Origin of the sequence: Domibacillus enclensis (genome assembly GCF_900156125.1) — a bacterium.
GTDB classification, from domain to species: domain Bacteria; phylum Bacillota; class Bacilli; order Bacillales; family Domibacillaceae; genus Domibacillus; species Domibacillus enclensis.
This window is the reverse complement of record NZ_FTLX01000001.1, coordinates 343,391-360,389: the sequence shown is the minus strand read 5'-3', so window position 1 is coordinate 360,389 and position 16,999 is coordinate 343,391. Positions and strand designations below refer to the sequence as shown.

14 protein-coding genes are annotated in these 16,999 nt (G+C 46.7%); 10 read left to right on the top strand and 4 right to left on the bottom strand.

From position 1 onward, the window contains the following. Nucleotides 1-541: 541 nt before the first annotated feature. Genes BW952_RS01795 through BW952_RS01785 form a run of 3 tightly spaced genes read right to left on the bottom strand, consistent with a single transcriptional unit; the run spans nt 542 to nt 5,977 of the window. On the bottom strand, nt 542-2,863 hold the full coding sequence (locus BW952_RS01795; RefSeq protein ID WP_045850587.1) for an S-layer homology domain-containing protein: 2,322 nt from the start codon (nt 2,861-2,863) through the stop codon (nt 542-544). Nucleotides 2,864-2,877: 14 nt separating this feature from the next. Next, nucleotides 2,878-4,305, bottom strand: a complete 1,428-nt coding sequence (locus tag BW952_RS01790) for an S-layer homology domain-containing protein (protein WP_045850593.1) — start codon at nt 4,303-4,305, stop codon at nt 2,878-2,880. A 22-nt stretch (nt 4,306-4,327) separates the two neighbouring features. After that, a complete protein-coding gene (locus tag BW952_RS01785; protein ID WP_139325404.1) occupies nt 4,328-5,977 on the bottom strand; it encodes a hypothetical protein in 1,650 nt (549 codons plus the stop codon). Between the two features lie 209 nt (nt 5,978-6,186). On the opposite strand from BW952_RS01785, the gene BW952_RS01780 reads away from it, so the two are divergent. The 6 genes from BW952_RS01780 (at nt 6,187) to BW952_RS01755 (ending at nt 14,014) form a co-directional block, all read left to right on the top strand. Further along, nucleotides 6,187-6,660 carry a chemotaxis protein CheX gene (locus tag BW952_RS01780; protein ID WP_045850586.1) on the top strand — a complete coding sequence of 158 codons (474 nt, stop codon included), beginning with the start codon at nt 6,187-6,189 and terminating at the stop codon, nt 6,658-6,660. A gap of 311 nt (nt 6,661-6,971) precedes the next feature. Then, nucleotides 6,972-10,589 (top strand): dynamin family protein, encoded by a 3,618-nt coding sequence (locus BW952_RS01775; RefSeq protein ID WP_045850585.1) that lies wholly within the window; start codon nt 6,972-6,974, stop codon nt 10,587-10,589. Then, the gene (locus BW952_RS01770) at nt 10,576-10,776 is read left to right on the top strand and encodes a hypothetical protein (RefSeq protein ID WP_045850584.1); all 201 of its coding nucleotides are present in this window, start codon (nt 10,576-10,578) and stop codon (nt 10,774-10,776) included. Before BW952_RS01775 ends, BW952_RS01770 begins: the two co-directional genes overlap by 14 nt. Beyond that, on the top strand, nt 10,766-11,668 hold the full coding sequence (locus tag BW952_RS01765; RefSeq protein ID WP_045850583.1) for a 5'-3' exonuclease: 903 nt from the start codon (nt 10,766-10,768) through the stop codon (nt 11,666-11,668). The genes BW952_RS01770 and BW952_RS01765 overlap by 11 nt, the downstream gene beginning before the upstream one ends. A gap of 246 nt (nt 11,669-11,914) precedes the next feature. Then, nucleotides 11,915-13,075: an IS200/IS605 family element RNA-guided endonuclease TnpB gene (tnpB, locus tag BW952_RS01760; protein ID WP_414735796.1), complete on the top strand. Its 1,161-nt coding sequence runs from the start codon at nt 11,915-11,917 to the stop codon at nt 13,073-13,075. Between the two features lie 123 nt (nt 13,076-13,198). Beyond that, nucleotides 13,199-14,014 (top strand): GGDEF domain-containing protein, encoded by an 816-nt coding sequence (locus tag BW952_RS01755; protein WP_052698421.1) that lies wholly within the window; start codon nt 13,199-13,201, stop codon nt 14,012-14,014. On the opposite strand, the gene BW952_RS01750 is transcribed toward BW952_RS01755, so the two are convergent. Continuing rightward, a complete protein-coding gene (locus BW952_RS01750) occupies nt 14,011-14,397 on the bottom strand; it encodes a ribonuclease HI family protein (RefSeq protein WP_045850582.1) in 387 nt (128 codons plus the stop codon). The two genes, BW952_RS01755 and BW952_RS01750, sit on opposite strands and share 4 nt — an antisense overlap. 52 nt (nt 14,398-14,449) lie before the next feature. Here BW952_RS01750 and BW952_RS01745 point away from each other — a divergent pair, with 52 nt between their 5' ends. The 4 genes from BW952_RS01745 to BW952_RS01730 all read left to right on the top strand — a co-directional run bounded on the left by BW952_RS01745 (nt 14,450) and on the right by BW952_RS01730 (nt 16,987). Further along, complete coding sequence (locus BW952_RS01745) at nt 14,450-15,106, top strand: reverse transcriptase-like protein (RefSeq protein WP_045850581.1); 657 nt, start codon at nt 14,450-14,452, stop codon at nt 15,104-15,106. A 22-nt stretch (nt 15,107-15,128) separates the two neighbouring features. After that, entirely contained in the window at nt 15,129-15,305 is a 177-nt protein-coding gene (locus BW952_RS01740) for a zinc-finger domain-containing protein (RefSeq protein ID WP_076496165.1), read from the top strand. 86 nt (nt 15,306-15,391) lie between these two features. Next, nucleotides 15,392-15,811, top strand: coding sequence for a transcriptional regulator MntR (gene mntR, locus BW952_RS01735; protein ID WP_045850580.1), 420 nt, complete (start codon nt 15,392-15,394; stop codon nt 15,809-15,811). Nucleotides 15,812-15,865: 54 nt separating this feature from the next. Further along, nucleotides 15,866-16,987: a conserved virulence factor C family protein gene (locus BW952_RS01730; RefSeq protein WP_045850579.1), complete on the top strand. Its 1,122-nt coding sequence runs from the start codon at nt 15,866-15,868 to the stop codon at nt 16,985-16,987. Nucleotides 16,988-16,999 lie beyond the last annotated feature (12 nt).

Here is a 16,999-nt window from a genome sequence, read left to right as displayed (position 1 = left end):
TGCGCCAGCATAGTTTGGGCGGCTTCTGCAGGACTCCGCGTTCGGAGGGGCGGGCGGTGAGCTAACTTTTGTCGCTAAGCTCCAAAAGTGGATCTCACCTGCCCCGCTGATCCCTCCCGAGTCTCCGCCCTGCGCCAGCCGCCCTTAGTGGGAGGACAAGCAACTGGTAAACCAAAAAGAAGCGTGCTGAATGCGTAACAACAAACCTCATTCTATTATTCGTGTAAAAAAAAGAAAAGGCGGTTCTCCTACAGCTATTCGTAAATCAGTGAGAATAAGCCCTTTTTAAGCATTTTTTAACTTCATTGCTTCATTAGAACCACAACGGGCGGAGGGCGGCGGAGACTTCCATGTGACGAGCGGACAGGCTGAAACAGCCACGCACTTTGGGCTGGTTCAGCGTTCGCCACATAGAAAAGCGGAGCCGGCAGCCCGGAGCCCCTGTGTGTGCTTTTCCAAGAAAAAAGAAGAATAAAAGCTTTAAACTGCTAGAACATTCGGATTTAGGGGACCAATCACATTATTATGTCCCAGCCTCTTTTTAATTGTTTCTATTAATGGAAATTACACGTTTTCCGATCAAGACGCCTGCTTCATCGAAAGCGAGAAACGTTCCTTCATCAAAATAAACATAATCGTTAATATCCGTCATGTCCTTTTTCAAAGCGTAATAGTTTTGACCTCGATCAATCAATTCATAGTCAATATGACCATTTATGGAATGGAGACGGAGCACGACGCGTTTGACTTCTTCTTCACATGCTTTTTCGATCATCGTATTCATGTAAAAGGTAGAATTGGTCATTCGGAGAGTCGATTCGGTAAAAACCATTCCAGAGGGAGAACAGCCGAGAAACAATTCTCCACACGATACCTCATTTAAAATCGTTTGATAAGCGGTGCTGATATCACTGCTTTTTTCAACATGAAAGTAGCGTCCACCGGTTTCATCTGCGACTTTTTGTAAAAGATCCTCGTTTAATTGTGTCTCAGAGCCAAGTCCGATAGTGTAAAGGGTGATGCCTAGATCGCGTGCTTCCTTTACTCGAGCAAGCACCTGCTGCTCATTCGATTTGCCGTCAGTCACAAGAATGGCCACTTTTTTCGTCTTGTCATCAGTTGAGAATCCACTGAAGGCTTTTTCCATCCCAGCAGCTATGTTAGTGCCGCCAGACTGAAAAACACCGTAAAGCCGTGCGCTGACACTGGCCGCTGTAGCGCGATTGCTTAGCAGCATTCCACTCCCGTTAAAATGAGAAGCCAGGTTAACAGGTGCATTTAAAGTGGAAAGCAGCTGCTGAGATTTTGATACGCGCAGCCGCTCCGGATCGCTTTGCTTCATACTGCTCGATGAGTCGATAATAAACGCGACTTCTAATTGATCACGAGCACAGCCTGATCCTACGGAAAGACCCGGGTCATAAAGAACCGGAGTACTGTGACGAGCTGACTGAATGTCACGGTTCCAGGCGGAAAATCTTGAGTCAGATTGAACGAGCTCCGCATAGATGGTGTCTTCAACCGGTGAGGCGGTCGATAGTGATGTCACTTGAGCGGACGCTTGTCCATTTGAAAATGTCACATTGCTCGTTGACAAAAGTGCGCCTTTAGCTGAGTAAAAGCGGACACGCCCATTGTAATTGGTCATGGTCTGCCCGCCAGGCTGTACGATTTTCGCTGTCACCGTAGCTGCGGCATAACCGTTTGCCGCAATCGATGGGCTGCTGACAGATACTAGAAGCTCAGGCTTGGCCATATAGCTTAGATCAACGGTCACGGGCGTCCGGTAGCAGGCCATCTTATCGTTTTTGCTTTCATAAGAAGAGACTTGAAACGTAATCTTATCCGATTTTACAGCTGTTGACGCAGGAGCTGTCACTTTGACCGTCACATCCGGTCCGTCCGAAAGAACAGATGTGGAGGAGGCTGCAGCGGCAGACAAGAAGTCGCCTTCACCGTAGTCATCAAAATATTCTTCATTCGATACGGATGCACCGGCAGAAGAAAAAGCCTGAAACACCATTGATTCTTCATAGGGGATTGGCTTTCCGAAGCAGTCCTTTAACGTTAACGTAATAAACGTTGAATCAACTCCATTTGCTATTAGTGTCTCTTTTTCAATATCGACCGATTGCAGGCGGGAATCTTCAGATGGTGCAGATGGCGGCATGTCTGAGTCTTCCTCCGGTTTTGGAAACTCAACAGCTCCTTCTGGCATAAAATGAGCTGGGAGAGGAAAACGGGCATCATCTTTACCTGTTGCTGAATTTGAAAGGCCGATCATAGAGCACTGTCCGCGTTTGGCCAGCCTGTGAACAAACACGGCTGCTTCCGCCCTGGTTAAAGGTTGATCAACTGCGTAATCAGCGTAGTTTTTAATGCCGGTTGTCCCGCTCGATAATTGATTTACATACATATACTGTGCGGCATGGGTCTGGTTAAGATCGAAGCCGTCAAACGCTGCAACGATGCGCGCCACCTGACCGCGTGTAACCGGTTTTTCTCGCAAAAGGATATTGGTATAGCCGTTTAAAGGAAGGTTTTTGCTTTTAGCATAAGCATATTCCTGCGCGGCCCAGTGACGATCTGTATTTTTCGCTACAACACCTTTATCATTCAAACAATTATACCGGTTCAGCATCACTAGAAATTCGGCTTCAGTCAGCGTTCTTTTGGGCCCGAATGTGCCGTTTGCATAACCGGAAATAATTTTTTTATTATAAGCCCAATCAACGGATTCAAAGGCCCAGTGCGTTGATTTCATATCGGTAAAAGGAACAGCCGCCTTTCCTGTATTCGGCATCAATAAGCTTAGTACAAAAAAGAGAAGAAGAAGGTGCTTTCTATTCACAAAGTAGTTCATTCAAGTCATCCTTTTCAATTGTTGAAAAACAGCATATCATCGCGGTAATTTTGTTTTAAATCCTTTTCAAGGAAATGCAGAAAGCGGATCGTTAAAGCGGATGCCTCTGCTCTTGACATCGTCTTCGTCGGGTTGAATCGATTGTTCAAGTCCCCATAAACAAGTCCGAGCTCCGAGGCGACGTACACACTGTCCTTTGCCCATTTCGGAATGGAGGAGTCGTCGACATAACCGGTTTTATAGCCGGGGTCAGGAGCGCGTTGCTCCAGACCGAGAGCGCGAACTAAAATAGCGACTGCTTCGGCACGGGTCAGAGCGCCGTTTGGCTTAAATTCCGTTTCACTGTATCCTTTGGAAATCCCTTTTGCCATAGCGCTTTCAATGTACGCGTAATCTTTGTCACGCGGGTCCAAATCTGAAAAAATGGCTTTGGCAGGTGTTTTTTTCTTTTTTGTTTCTTCAAGCACGCGAATATCAGCGGCTTTCATGACACCGACAATAAAGGGATAACGGTTCATTTGCGTTCCAGGGGAGAAAAACGAACTCGAATCATCAAACACGCCTAATGCATAAAGCTGTTCAATATTTTCCTTTGACCAGTGCCCGTTTAAATCCCGGAATTTCGGCACAATCAGCCGTTCAATGAGCGGAACCATTTCCTGTCCGATATAAACCGATTTTTCGATACTGCTGCCGGGCTGCGTGTACGTATATTCTCCAATCATAGACTGCTCACTTATGCGTGCATAGCCACCTGTAAAACTGGATAAATCGGCGTCATGCGGCTCATACTGCAAAAACCTTGTTTTGCTGTCTGATACGGCACTTTTTACAAATGATGTACCGGCAGCTGATTGAATTTCATAATCAATCAGCTGTGTTTCGGTCGCGCCCCAAAAGTTTTCATAACCGACATTTCGACCGCTGAAATGAACAGTAACGAGATCCCCACTTGACTTTAATGTGTAAATTTTTCGACCGGCAATGTTGCCCGAATAATAATCAGACGCCGGACGGTTGTCAGCAATCGTTCCTTGCGAAAGCTGATAGTCATCAAGGGAAAACGTTTCATTGCCAATGGTTATCTTCTCATTGTAGCTTTTTACAGACGTTTGGGAAGTTGTTTGGCCTTTATCTGTTTTGACACTAATGTCCGTTACATAGGAAACATTTCGCGTTAGTTTATCCTTTGACTGAAGCGGATTTGTCAATGTATACCGGTACGTTTCTGTTCGCTGAGTAGCGGTTTCACGATCAGAAATCGATACTTTTCCACTGAATTTAACCGGTATTCCGGAAACAAAAACATATTCCTCGTACATGTATTCATTATGAACGCCGCCACTGTAATCGGGCGGTGCCGCCTGCACGGCCGGTATAGTAACCAGAGAAGCGGCGATTGTAATGAGAAGCAAAATGAATAGTAAAATTGATTTTTTCATCAAAAAATCCTTTCGGGAAAAATTAATTAACAAGAATGATCCGTCCTTTAATGACAGATTCATGCACTATGTATAAGCGGTCATGAATGTTCAGCTCATTCGCTGAGATTACGCTGCCATCTCGAATAAAAGTCGTCTGCTGAATGTCCATTTGTTGAAGGCGTCCTGTTTCTTCCCAGGAACCGTTTGTCCAATGGCTTACATTGCGCACAATGATCGTTTTTTGGTCAGTGGATAATGAGTCAAGTCGTCCGACTGAAATGAGGCTGGCTTTTAACGATGCTCCGTCAACGAGATGCAGGCTGGTAATATGACCATTTGCTACATAAAAGTAACCATATGACCCAATGTGCTCTCTGACTTCATCCTGCTGTGGAACAATGTCAATGTACCCAGTACCGCGATCTTCAACTGAAACTGTGTCGTTGCTAAAGGAAAGAGACACAGGCGCGGATGAAGTCCATCGATTTCCATTAAGCTGACTAGTGTTGGAAATCGTCAGTCGGTAGCCGTTAGAATACGAGATCTGTCCAAAATAAAGTGTATGATTGGCGAGATTCGGACTTTGGAAGCCATCATTGGTTACATGAATCACATTGGCGTATTCGCTTGTCTGAAGTCCGTCTGTAACGACAAAAGCAGTTCCTTTAAAGGGAAGGCTGTTAGAGTCGACAATCCGCCCGTTACGAATAAGGATTGTCCCATTGTGGTATGTAACTGAACCGGACTTCAGCAGGCTGAGCTTTTTTTGAGAAAGATTTGCAGAAGAAATGGGCTCGTAAAACGTTCGTTCTTTGTTACGTTTAATCACAATCCGCTCAACGACCTCTTTATTAAATTGTCGGACAGTGACAAAATAGGCTTCATTGTTTTGATAGTATCGAGCTTTATCAATGGCAATCGGCTGATTGCCAGCATAAATCGGGGTTTTGGCTGTGTATGTATAGCTTGTTTGGCGCGGCAGCTTGTCATCCCACTTCCAATCCGTAAAAGTCGATTCATTTTTAATCGTCAGCTTGCGGCGAATGGGGTCAATAGTTTGAATCGTTCCTTTCGCCAATCGCTCTATTTTCACTCCCTGTGTGTTGACGTCGATCGATTGTATGTAAGATGTGTTTGACGAGGCAAAGGTAAGCTTTACACGGTCTCCCTCATATAAAGTGCTTAAATCAACGAGAGCAGTGCCTTTGAAAACCTCCGTCCCTTCATTAAGATAAAACGTTTTCGTCTTGTTATCATCAAGTCGAATGGATAAAAACGCGCCATTTGGATCGATTCTATTAATCGTTCCATTGATAACCCTATCCTTTGTGTCAATCGCACCTGGCGACTGAAAAGATGAACCACTCATCGTTTTAACTCTTCTTAGATTGATTGTAGCTTGGATAGGCATGCCGGTTTTAAAGGCCTCAATGGTCACACCAACCGAGTTAATGGTCAATGCTGCAGAAGAATCGATAGTGAAAACAACGGTTTTGTTTTGCTCATTTCGTATTTTCACCCCTGTTAACCGTTTTTCAGTTGTGTCATTATCTAGTTGAACATACTCATAGACAGCTTCTTCAAACGTTCCTTTAACAAATGAAGCGGCATACGTTTCATAAGGGGAAATCCCCGCAATAATGAAAAAAAGCAAAAAAACACTTACGATCATTTTCCGATATATTCTCAACTATAATCCCTCCATATGTAAATGATGATGACAAATTAAGTAGTTCTTATGTATTATATCGTTTTGCTTTTGCATAATGTAAGGAAATTTAGATTATTTTTCAAAAAAAGTCATTAATATAATACGATTTAGTTATAATGACTTAGTAAAAAGTACTGACACCAGAAACGTTTTCTTGTAAAATAAAAAGAAACAGGCGGGGGTGCAATATGACGAACGTACAACAAGATCAAAACAGCCTAGTAAAAGAAGTATTAAATTGTGCAGTTGAAGCGATGAAAACGATTATTCCAGCTCAAATGGACCTGGGGAAGCCTTCCTTTTTAACAGGGTCCTTTGATCATCACGGCATTGGTGTCTTTATTGGCATGACCGGCGATCTTCCAGGCCGTATCATTTTGGATGGAGATGAATCGGCCTTTGCCAGCCTGGGCACGAAAATGTTCGGGATGCCTATTGAAGGTGAAATGGTCGAGTCGTTTGCTGGAGAAGTTGTCAATATGATTGCGGGGCATATGGGTGTGGCACTGGCAGCAAAAGGAATGACGATTGATATTACGCCGCCGACTATTATTGTTGGTGATTCGAAAATATCCGGATTTAAACAGGGAATTGAACTGCCGCTTTCGTTTGCTGAAGCAGGCAGCTATCGGTTAGTTCTGAGCATTGAACAAGGCGCTTAATTGTGCCTTTTTTTGTTGTATTCCTTTTTAAATGATGATAGGATGTAAGTGAGGATGAAAATTATTATCAATTAAGAAGGAAGGCGTTTTGCATGGTTTGGTTATTCGTTGGAGCAACAGTTGCGGTATACGGCGGCGTGATGAAATATGTGCTTGACCATACGTCAAATGGAAACAAAGCCCTTGCCTTAAAAAAATAAGACATAACAGGATGCAAGATGTGGAATGGATTCCGCTCTTGCATCCTTTTTTATTGAAGAGAAATCGTATACAATAGAGGAAAATGCATTGCACCAAAGGGGATGGCATAGATGGAAACGCAGACGATGGGCCGTACGCTGGATGTTATCCGTGCGCGTACAGCAGGACTTTACGAGCAATTTATACATAATGGTGACAAAGAACGAGCGGACAAAGCGGCGCTGTTTCTCCGCAAGCTTCATGAAAAAGAGTTTATCGTCGCTTTTTGCGGGCACTTTTCAGCCGGCAAATCCACGATGATCAATGAACTGACGGGTGAAGCGCTGCTGCCGGCAAGTCCGATTCCGACAAGTGCAAACGTTGTGAAGATTAAGCCGGCAAAGGAGGATTTTGCGAAAATCCATTATCATCACGGCCGCCCGCTTCTGTTTCAAGCTCCGTATGAGATGGATCATGTGAAAAGGTTTGCCAAAGATGGCGAGGAAGTATCCTCGATTGAAATTGGGCACGCAGGCTCAAGTCTTCCCGAAGGCGTGACCGTAATGGATACGCCGGGTGTCGATTCGACAGATGACGCGCACCGCATTTCTACGGAATCTGCTCTGCATTTGGCTGACATGGTTTTTTACGTTATGGATTACAACCATGTTCAATCTGAGCTGAATTTCGTGTACACAAAAGAGCTGCAGTCGCATGGCGTGAAGCTGTATTTGATTATTAATCAAGTGGATAAGCATAAGGAAGAAGAGTTATCGTTCGATGCCTTCCGCCAGTCAGTCAAGGAATCTTTCGCGATGTGGAATGTGGAACCAGAAGCCTTTTATTTCACAAGCCTTCGAAATCGCCAGCTTCCGTACAATGATTTTGACGAAGTAAAGCAGCTTATTCAAAATAGTATGGAAAAACGGGACATGTTATCTGAGCAGTCTGCCGAAACGATGATGAACCTGCTTGTGCATGAGCACATGACCTGGCTGGCTGCGCAGCAAAAAGAAACAATGGAGCCGCTTCAAGCGATAACAGCCGAAGCAGGCGCTCACTCTATTGAAGAAAAGGAAGCATCACTCCGGGCAGAATTGACGAAGCGAGATGCCGCATATTGGCTGAAAAAGTATGAAGAAAGCCGCGATGAAGCATTGAAAAACGCCCGGCTCATTCCTGCTTCAACGAGAGAGCTGGCCCGCAGCTTTTTAGAGTCGATACGCCCTGACTTCAAGGTGGGCATGTTGTTTGCTAAAAAGAAAACCGAGGAAGAACGGGAAGCTCGGTTGCAGGCGCTCGTCGCAGATTTAACGAAGCAAACTGAATCACAGCTGGAATGGCTGATTCGGCAGCTGAATGCCAGCTGGATGAAGGAAAGCGGCCTGGATGATCCATCTCTTGCTATGCAGGCAGAGGAAATGGCGATTATCGTCGACAGTGACATCGTTCAAAAAGCCGTCAAGCCGGGTGCAGGGATAACGGGTGATGCTCTGTTAAATTATTCAGAGGACGTGGCCTCACTCATTAAAAAACGTGCGCGTGTGGAGTCGGACCGCTGGAAGGAAAAAGCCTCGCTCGTTTTAGCTGATCAGTTTCAATCGGAGTTCGCTTTGATTAAAGCGGACTATGATGTTTGGGTGAAGCGGCTGGACGCGAAAAACGAGCTGAAAAAGCTGGAGCAGGTGCGCAAGGAGCGCGAGCAGGAGCTGCAATCGGTTTTGACGGAGGAGGACCCGTTATTGCCGCGTTCGATGGCTGCGCTTCAAGACAAATGGCAGGCTGAAGACGGCGAAGTGATGCTGTATGATGGTGTCGAGCAATGGACGGCTGCGGCGCGTGAGGAAGTGGAGGAATCAGCTGAGCCGGAGCTGACCGAAGCGAATGGCGATGTTGAAGCCGCGATTAAACGGCTGCGTTTAATGGCAGACCGCCTTCAGCATGTGCCCGGTTTTTCACGTTTTGTGGATGGAGCGGTGCAAAAGGCGTCTCGTCTTGAGAACCAGACGTATACCATCGCGTTATTCGGCGCTTTTTCAGCCGGGAAATCGTCCTTTGCCAATGCCCTTCTCGGGGAAAAAGTGCTGCCGGTCTCGCCGAACCCAACAACAGCGGCTGTGAACCGCATCCATCCGGTAACAGAAGAGCACAAGCACCGGACAGCAAATGTCCACTTGAAAACAGCAGACGTGCTGCTGGCGGATGTGAACGCCTCTCTTGGCTTGTTTCATCAGCAGGCGGCTTCGCTGGAAGATGCGTATAGCCGGATTCCTGACGTACTTGCGGCGAATAAAGGAGAGGGAAAAGAAAAAATCCACCTGTCTTTTTTGCGGGCTTTTCATGCGGGCTTTCGTGAATATGAAAAACACGAAACAACTGTTTTAACGGTTGATTTAAATGCCTTTAAGCAGTTCGTGGCGGATGAGGCGAAAAGCTGTTTTGTCGACTCGATTGATTTATATTATGATTGTGATTTCACTCGTCTTGGCATCACACTTGTGGACACACCGGGGGCCGATTCGATTAATGCTCGCCACACGGGCGTGGCGTTTGAATACATTAAAAATGCAGATGCCATCCTGTTTGTGACGTATTACAACCATGCTTTTTCCAAAGCGGACCGGGAGTTTTTAATTCAGCTGGGCCGTGTAAAGGATGCTTTTGAGCTTGATAAAATGTTTTTCATTATTAATGCGATTGATTTAGCTGCAGATGAACAAGAAGTACAGGACGTAAAAGACTACGTGCGGGAGCAGCTGCTTCAGTATGGCATTCGTTTCCCTCGGCTGCATGGCGTGTCCAGCATGCTGGCCGTTGAAGAAGCGATGGCCGGCGAATGGGATCATCCAGCCTCTGGAATGAAGCAGTTTAAAGAACCGTTCCGTTCGTTTTTGGCGAATGATCTGGCCCAAATGGCCGTTCAATCGGCAGATGCGGAAGCGGAAAGAGGACGCAGCCAGCTTCAAAAGCTGATCGCATCAGCAAAAGAAAGCATCGAACGCGGTGACGTGATGCGCGCAGAGCTTCTTCGCAAAAGAAGCGAAATGGACACGATTATTCAAGCGGAAGGCTCTGATATCGAAAGAAAACGAATCGGCCAGGAGATGGATGAGCTTGTTCATTACGTGAAACAGCGTGTGTTTTTCCGTTTTTCTGATTTCTTTAAAGAGTCCTTCAACCCGGCCACACTGAGCGGTCAAAGTGATTCCAAAACGGCACTGAGGAAATCGATGCAGGAATTGCTCGGCTCTCTTGGCTACGATTTGGCGCAGGAAATGCGGGCCACGTCCATCCGGGTCGAAAACCACGGCAGAAAGCTGCTCGAAGACAAGCAGCAGCGATTTGAACAAAAAGCGGCGATGATCGAACCGGAGCTGCTGCTGTCAAAGGCTGAAATGGGCAAAATCACAGTTCCTGATTTTGAATCCGCCTTTCAGGAGCTGTCAGCCGATTCGTTTTCAGGAGCGCTGTCGCTGTTTAAAAATGCTAAATCATTTTTCGAAAAAAATGAAAAGCAAGTCATGATGGAGCAGCTCCAAGAGCAGCTGGAGCCGCTTGCTGACGAGTATTTAACCGATCAGAAGGAGCGGCTGCTGACGGCGGCATATCGTTTTATTGAACAAGGAACCACTCATGTAAAGCAAGCTGCCCAATTGGATGTAAAAGAGCAGTTTGAGGCATGGCTTCTTGTTCTGGAGCAGCATGAGAATGTTGAGGAGTGGGAGCTGATTCTCCGTGACATATCTTGATTCACGCTTTCACGCATGTGCGACCTGCCGGCAATTTCAAGCGTTCAAAGGACCGGAAAAGATGATATACAGATGCCGCCGGCTCGGGTTCGAAACGAATCCGGGCTACCGGTTTGACTGCTGGGACCCGAAAGACCAGGTGAAGAAATTGATGGACAAGGAAAGAGAGGCACAACATGACAAATGACAAATTACTGCTCGTAGACGGAATGGCGCTTCTATTCCGCTCTTTTTTCCAGACGGCACCGAGCGGCCGGTTTATGATAAACGAACAAGGAGTGCCGACAAACGCAGTCCAGGGCATGATCCGTCACTTGTTTGCGGCAGCGGACGAAATCAAGCCCACTCACATAACGGTTTGCTGGGATATGGGCAAGGACACGTTCCGAACTGACATGTTCGATTCTTACAAAGCGCACCGACCGGCTCCTCCCATCGAGCTTATCCCTCAATTTGATCTGGCTCAGGAAGCTGTTTTAGCATTTGGCCTTCATGGAATCGGTGTGAAAAATTATGAAGCAGATGACTGTATTGGGACCATTTCCTCCAAAATGGCAGACGTCGAAACGTACATTTTAACAGGAGACCGCGATTTGCTGCAGCTGTTGAACGGGCACAATTATGTATGGCTGCTTCAATCCGGGTATGGCAACTGGAAATCGTACGATGCCGGTTTGTTTCGGGAAGAGTACGGCATCGAGCCGGCCCAATTCCATTACGTTAAAGCACTGATGGGCGACGCTGCCGACGGATATCCGGGCGTGAAGGGCATCGGTGAAAAAACAGCACTGAAGCTGATCCGCCAATTTGGCACAACAGAAGGAGTACTCCAAGGAGCTCATACATTAACCCCCTCTGTTCAAAAAAAGCTGAAGGAAGGCGAGGAGATGCTCCGGATGTCCGAAAAGCTGGCGCAAATTCATTGCGACGTTCCGCTTGAATGGAGTATGGAGCAGGCGATGTTTACGGGAACGGATGACCGGACGTTTTCATTCATTGAAGCGCACGGAATGAAGGGGCTATCCCGATTTGCCCGTCATGATGGCTATGCTGAAGTAGATCCTTTCGGGCTGGACTAGGTTTTTATCATCTTTGGCGAAAAGACTCCCTCTTCAAAGTGGGCTTCTTAGAGGGGAGATGAATCGTTGCTTTTCTTTCTTCTTTGCAAACGCGTGTTCTTTTAGATATAATGAGTGCAATAGGAAGAGAATGCAGAATGAAAACGAATGAGCTACAACCTGTTTGTATCCCCAAACATGGATCCCTTAGAGCCGTCACCAGCCGATCTCTTTCGATCGAACCATAAGAAGGTGGTGAGTCATCTGATTATTCATCGAGCCTATAAATTCCGTCTCTATCCAAACAAAGAACAAGAAATCCTCATCGCTAAAACCATCGGCTGTTCCCGCTTTGTGTTTAACCGGTTTTTAGCGCAATGGAATGACGCCTTTAAGAAAACAGGGAAAGGGTTGACATACGGCGCCTGTTCTTCTCAACTCCCTGCGTTAAAGCAAGAATATGAATGGCTTAAAGAAGTGGACAGCATTGCGATACAATCGTCTATAAAACACCTGGCGGATGCCTTTTCACGTTTTTTCAAGAAACAAAATCAGGCTCCACGATTCAAATCCAAGAAAAATCGGGTGCAATCGTATACAACCAAATGCACAAACAACAACATTGCCGTTGAAGGAAACCGGCTCAAACTGCCAAAACTTGGCCTCGTCCGCTTTGCCAAAAGCCGGGAAGTGGAAGGGCGTATTTTGTCTGCCACCGTTCGGCGTCATCCAACGGGAAAATACTTTGTCTCCATCATGGTGGAAACAGCTGTACAGCCGCTGCCAAAAACCGGTTCTTCGGTTGGAGTAGATGTCGGCCTCAAAGATTTCGCCATTTTGTCCGATGGCACCGTGTTTAAAAACCCGACATTTTTCCGTTCCCTTGAACAAAAACTGGCGAAAGAGCAGCGTATCCTCTCACGCCGCAAACAAGGGGCTATCCAGCGAAAACAGCCACTGTTTGAGGCGAAGAATTATCAAAAACAAAAGCGGAAAGTGGCACGTATTCATGAAAAAATCGCCAACGCACGCGCGGATTACTTGCATAAAATCTCTACCGATATTGTCAAAAACCACGACATCATTGGCATAGAAGATTTGCAGGTAGTGAACATGCTCAAAAACCGCAACCTTGCAAAAGCCATCAGCGAAGTGAGCTGGGCGCAGTTTCGAACGATGCTGGAGTACAAAGCAACCTGGTACGGAAAGCAAGTGGTGATTGTGTCCAAAACCTTCGCCTCTAGCCAGCTTTGCTCCAGTTGTGGCCACAAACATCAAGACGTGAAGAATCTCGCGCTGCGTGAATGGATTTGCCCACAGTGCGGCATCCATCATGACCGGGACCTTAACGCAGGACTGAATTTGAAACAAGAAGCAGAACGCCTCATCGCTTCTTCAACCGCTGGGACGGCGGGGTTAGCCTACTAAATAACGGGCGGTTACGCCGGTGATCGTAGGAATCCCCCACTTCAAGCGTCAGTTAAGTGGGGGTAGTTCAAGTCATAATAAGTAACATCGCATGGTGACAGGAAAATGAAAGAAGGTAGAAGGATGAAGGTATGGAGCTGGCTATTCATCTCGTTCATTGCTGGACTAACCGTTGCACTTGATTTGTGGATTATTCAAGGGAGGCATGTCCCCCTTATTTGGGCGTTGTTTATTATTCCCTGCCTGGTGTTTATTCATCTTTATCCAACATGGAAAGCAGCTGTATGTATCGGATTGTTTTTTTCTTCCATTAAATATGGCATTGAATTAACGATTGGGCACTGGTCCTCATCGGAAGCCATTTATTTAATTGGCGGTTCGATTATGAATGCGGCGATCTTTTACACGGCTGCTTTTTTTCGGGTGCGCTATGAGGTGGTCTTAGGTGAATTAAGGAAGCTCACCCATGTAGATGCACTGACCGGCTTGCATAATCGCCGCTTTTTTGAAGAACATATGATAAAATCAGTGGATGAAAACAAAAAGATCCCACCCCTTTTAATCTTACTCGACCTTGATCATTTTAAAAAAATAAACGATACGCATGGTCACGTTTGTGGCGATCTTGTTTTGAAAAAAGCAGGCGGGGTGATTCGCAGCAGTTTGCGGGCGTCCGACGTTGTTGTGCGTCTTGGCGGTGAAGAATTTGCGGTGGTGTGCTCCAACACGCAAATGGAGGAAGGCATCAGTGTGGCTGACCGGATCATTCAAAATGTAGAGAAGCTGAATGTAGTGTACAAGGAAAAGCAAGTAGCCGTCACGATCAGTGCCGGCATTGCAGTGTATGAAGGTGAAGACATACAAGGGTTTATCGATAAAGCGGACCGGGCTTTATATGAAGCAAAACGATCCGGCCGAAACCGTCTCGTTGTGTCTTAACGGTTGGCCCGGATCGCGTTTTTCGCTTCCTGATCGGCTTTGTTTTGCTTGGATGGAATCCACTTCACGAAAAAAAGCGGGAATTCGCTGCTTAGCGATAAAATGGTTTGCAGCAGCGGCTTATACGCTTGCTTGTGAATGTATTCCTTTTCAATGGCGGCAACAACCGTTTGCGAATCACTTCTAAGTGAAATTGTCTGGGCACCACGCTCCTTGCACAGCTCCAGCGCTTTGATCACCGCTGTGAATTCGGCTGCATGTGTGTCCATTTCTCCAAGTGGAATGGAAAAGCGCTCAGTTTGGCCGTCCCGGCGAATGACGATCCCTGCGCCCGCTTTTCCCGGATCGCCCGTCGAAGCGCCATCTGTATACACTTCAAACATATTGATTCCCCCTCATCTATACTTCATAAGTGTAAAGAAAGGAGGCGTTAAAATGCAAATGAAAATTCGTTATGTGTATGATTTTAAAGGAGTAAAGCTCGCCTTCACGTCAGACCTTGTTGACCGGGAGCTTGTCCTGAAAATAACCGAGGATCTCCTGAAAACCGGCCGGGTCCGGGATGTGGAGATCATCGATGAATTAAATCAAGAATGGACGTTGAAGGAATTTAAAAAGCTGAACGAGCAGATGGACGAGGAACCGGAAAAATTGACGGTGTTATTTGATGGCAGCTTTCATAAGGAATCAGGCCGTTCAGGGGTTGGAGCGGCTATTTATTATTCAAAGGGCGGCCGGCGGTACCGGCTGCGTGAAAATGCAGAGCTGTCGGAACTGGACTCGAGCAATGAAGCGGAATATGCCGCTCTTTATTTTGCCATGCAAAAGCTTGAAGAGCTTGGGGTGCAAAGTCAGCCGGTTACCATAACGGGAGATTCTTTAACGGTGCTTCATCAGCTCTCAGGAGAGTGGGCTTGCTTTGAAGAAAGCCATGCCCGTTTTTTAACAAAAATTGAAGAAAAACTGGATCGAATGAGAATCAAGCCACTTTACAAACCGGTCGATAGAAGGCACAATAAAGAAGCTGACCAGCTCGCCAGGCAAGCGCTTGAAGGCACAGCGATCTCCAGTCATACGGAGATTGGCACTTAATGGGAAAGGTGGATGCTGCGTTTTGAACCGAACAGAAGTTTTTCTTGAAGTGGAAGAGCTTTTAAACACGTACTGCAAAGACTGCCTCGTTAAAAGCACATTGCGCAAAGAAAAAGGCAAAATGGCTGCCCATAAATTTTGCATTACGGAATGCACAATCGGGGAAAAATTAAAACAGTACGGAGATAAGCTTTCTTAAGCCGGCGTCTGCCCGGCTTTTTCCTTGTTTGAAGGGGGCAGTTATAGTACACTTTTAATGATGAGAATGTCAGGGGGAATATCCTTATGCCGACACCGAGTATGGAGGATTACATAGAACAGATTTATTTGCTGATTGATACGAAAGGCTATGCTCGTGTATCGGACATTGCCGGTGCGCTGTCGGTTCACCCGTCTAGCGTAACGAAAATGGTCCAGAAGCTCGACAAGGACGAATACCTCGTCTACGAGCGGTACCGAGGGCTCATGCTAACAGCAAAAGGTCAAAAGATCGGCCAGCGTTTAGTTGAGCGCCACGATCTTTTAGAGCGGTTTCTGTCGGTGATTGGTGTGAAGGAAGAGCACATTTACGAGGATGTTGAAGGAATTGAACATCATTTAAGTTCCGATTCCATCAACCGGATCGCGGACTTGATCGAATACTTTGAAGAAGATGCCGAGCGTATGCAAGCGCTGAAAAAAGTAAATGAACGAAACAAAGAATGAATCCGTCCCGAAGCTCGGGCGGATTTTTTTCCAAAATGGAGGAGGAGTCATTAATTGAATATTTTAAAAATCGAACCGACACCAAGCCCGAATACAATGAAGGTGATTTTAGACGAAGAGCTCGCCGCCGGAAAAAGCACAAACTACAAGCCGGACAATGCTGAAGGAGCACCGGACGTCATACAGGCTCTTTTAAAAATCGACGGTGTAAAAGGTGTTTATCATGTGGCGGACTTTATCGCCCTTGAGCGGAACGGACGCTACGACTGGCAGGATATTTTGCCGAATGTACGCGCTGCTTTCGGAGAAACAGATGCGGAAGAAAAAAAAGCGAAGCCGCTGGAGCACTTTGGTGAAGTGGAGACATTTATTCAAGTTTATAAAGGAATACCGCTTCAGCTAAAGCTTGCTTCAGCAGAGGCGGAAAAAAGAGTGGCGCTGCCGGATTATTGCCAGGAGGCTTTTGCGGAGCTGACCGCAGCGGGCGACAATTATATTTTAGAACGCAAATGGCAGGAGTTCGGCATCCGCTACGGTGAGCTGGATGATCTGGCGCCGGAGCTTTTGGAGGAAGTGCTGGCGGCGTATCCGAAAGAGCGTATTGACCGCATCGTCGAAGCAGCAAAAGCAGGCGGGCCGCTCGTGCAGCATAAGGAGCACGGCGTCAAGCCAGAAAAATCCGCGTGGCTGGCCCAGACAGACTGGCGCACACGCTATCAGCAGCTTGAACAAATGCCTGATCCGGATGTCAGCGACATTCCATTGCTGGAAGCAGCCCTGCAGGATGAAAAAGCGGCGATTCGCCGGCTGGCTGTCGTATATGCCGGCATGATTGAAGACGAGCGAATTCTTCCGGTTTTGTTCAAAGCAATGGAGGATTCGGCAGTCACCGTGCGCCGCACAGCCGGCGACTGCATGAGTGACCTCGGCTTTCCGGAAGCGGCCGGCATGATGATCAAGGCGCTGCAGGACCGAAGCAAGATTGTCCGCTGGCGTGCGGCGATGTTTTTATATGAAATGGGAGATGAACAGTCTCTTCCAGCGTTGCGTGAAGCAGCGGATGATCCGGAGTTTGAAGTGAAAATGCAAGTGATGATGGCGATCGAACGCATTGAAGGCGGCGAGGAAGCAAAAGGGTCCGTCTGGAAACAAATGACGGAAGCCCGTAATCAATAAAGGAGGAATAAT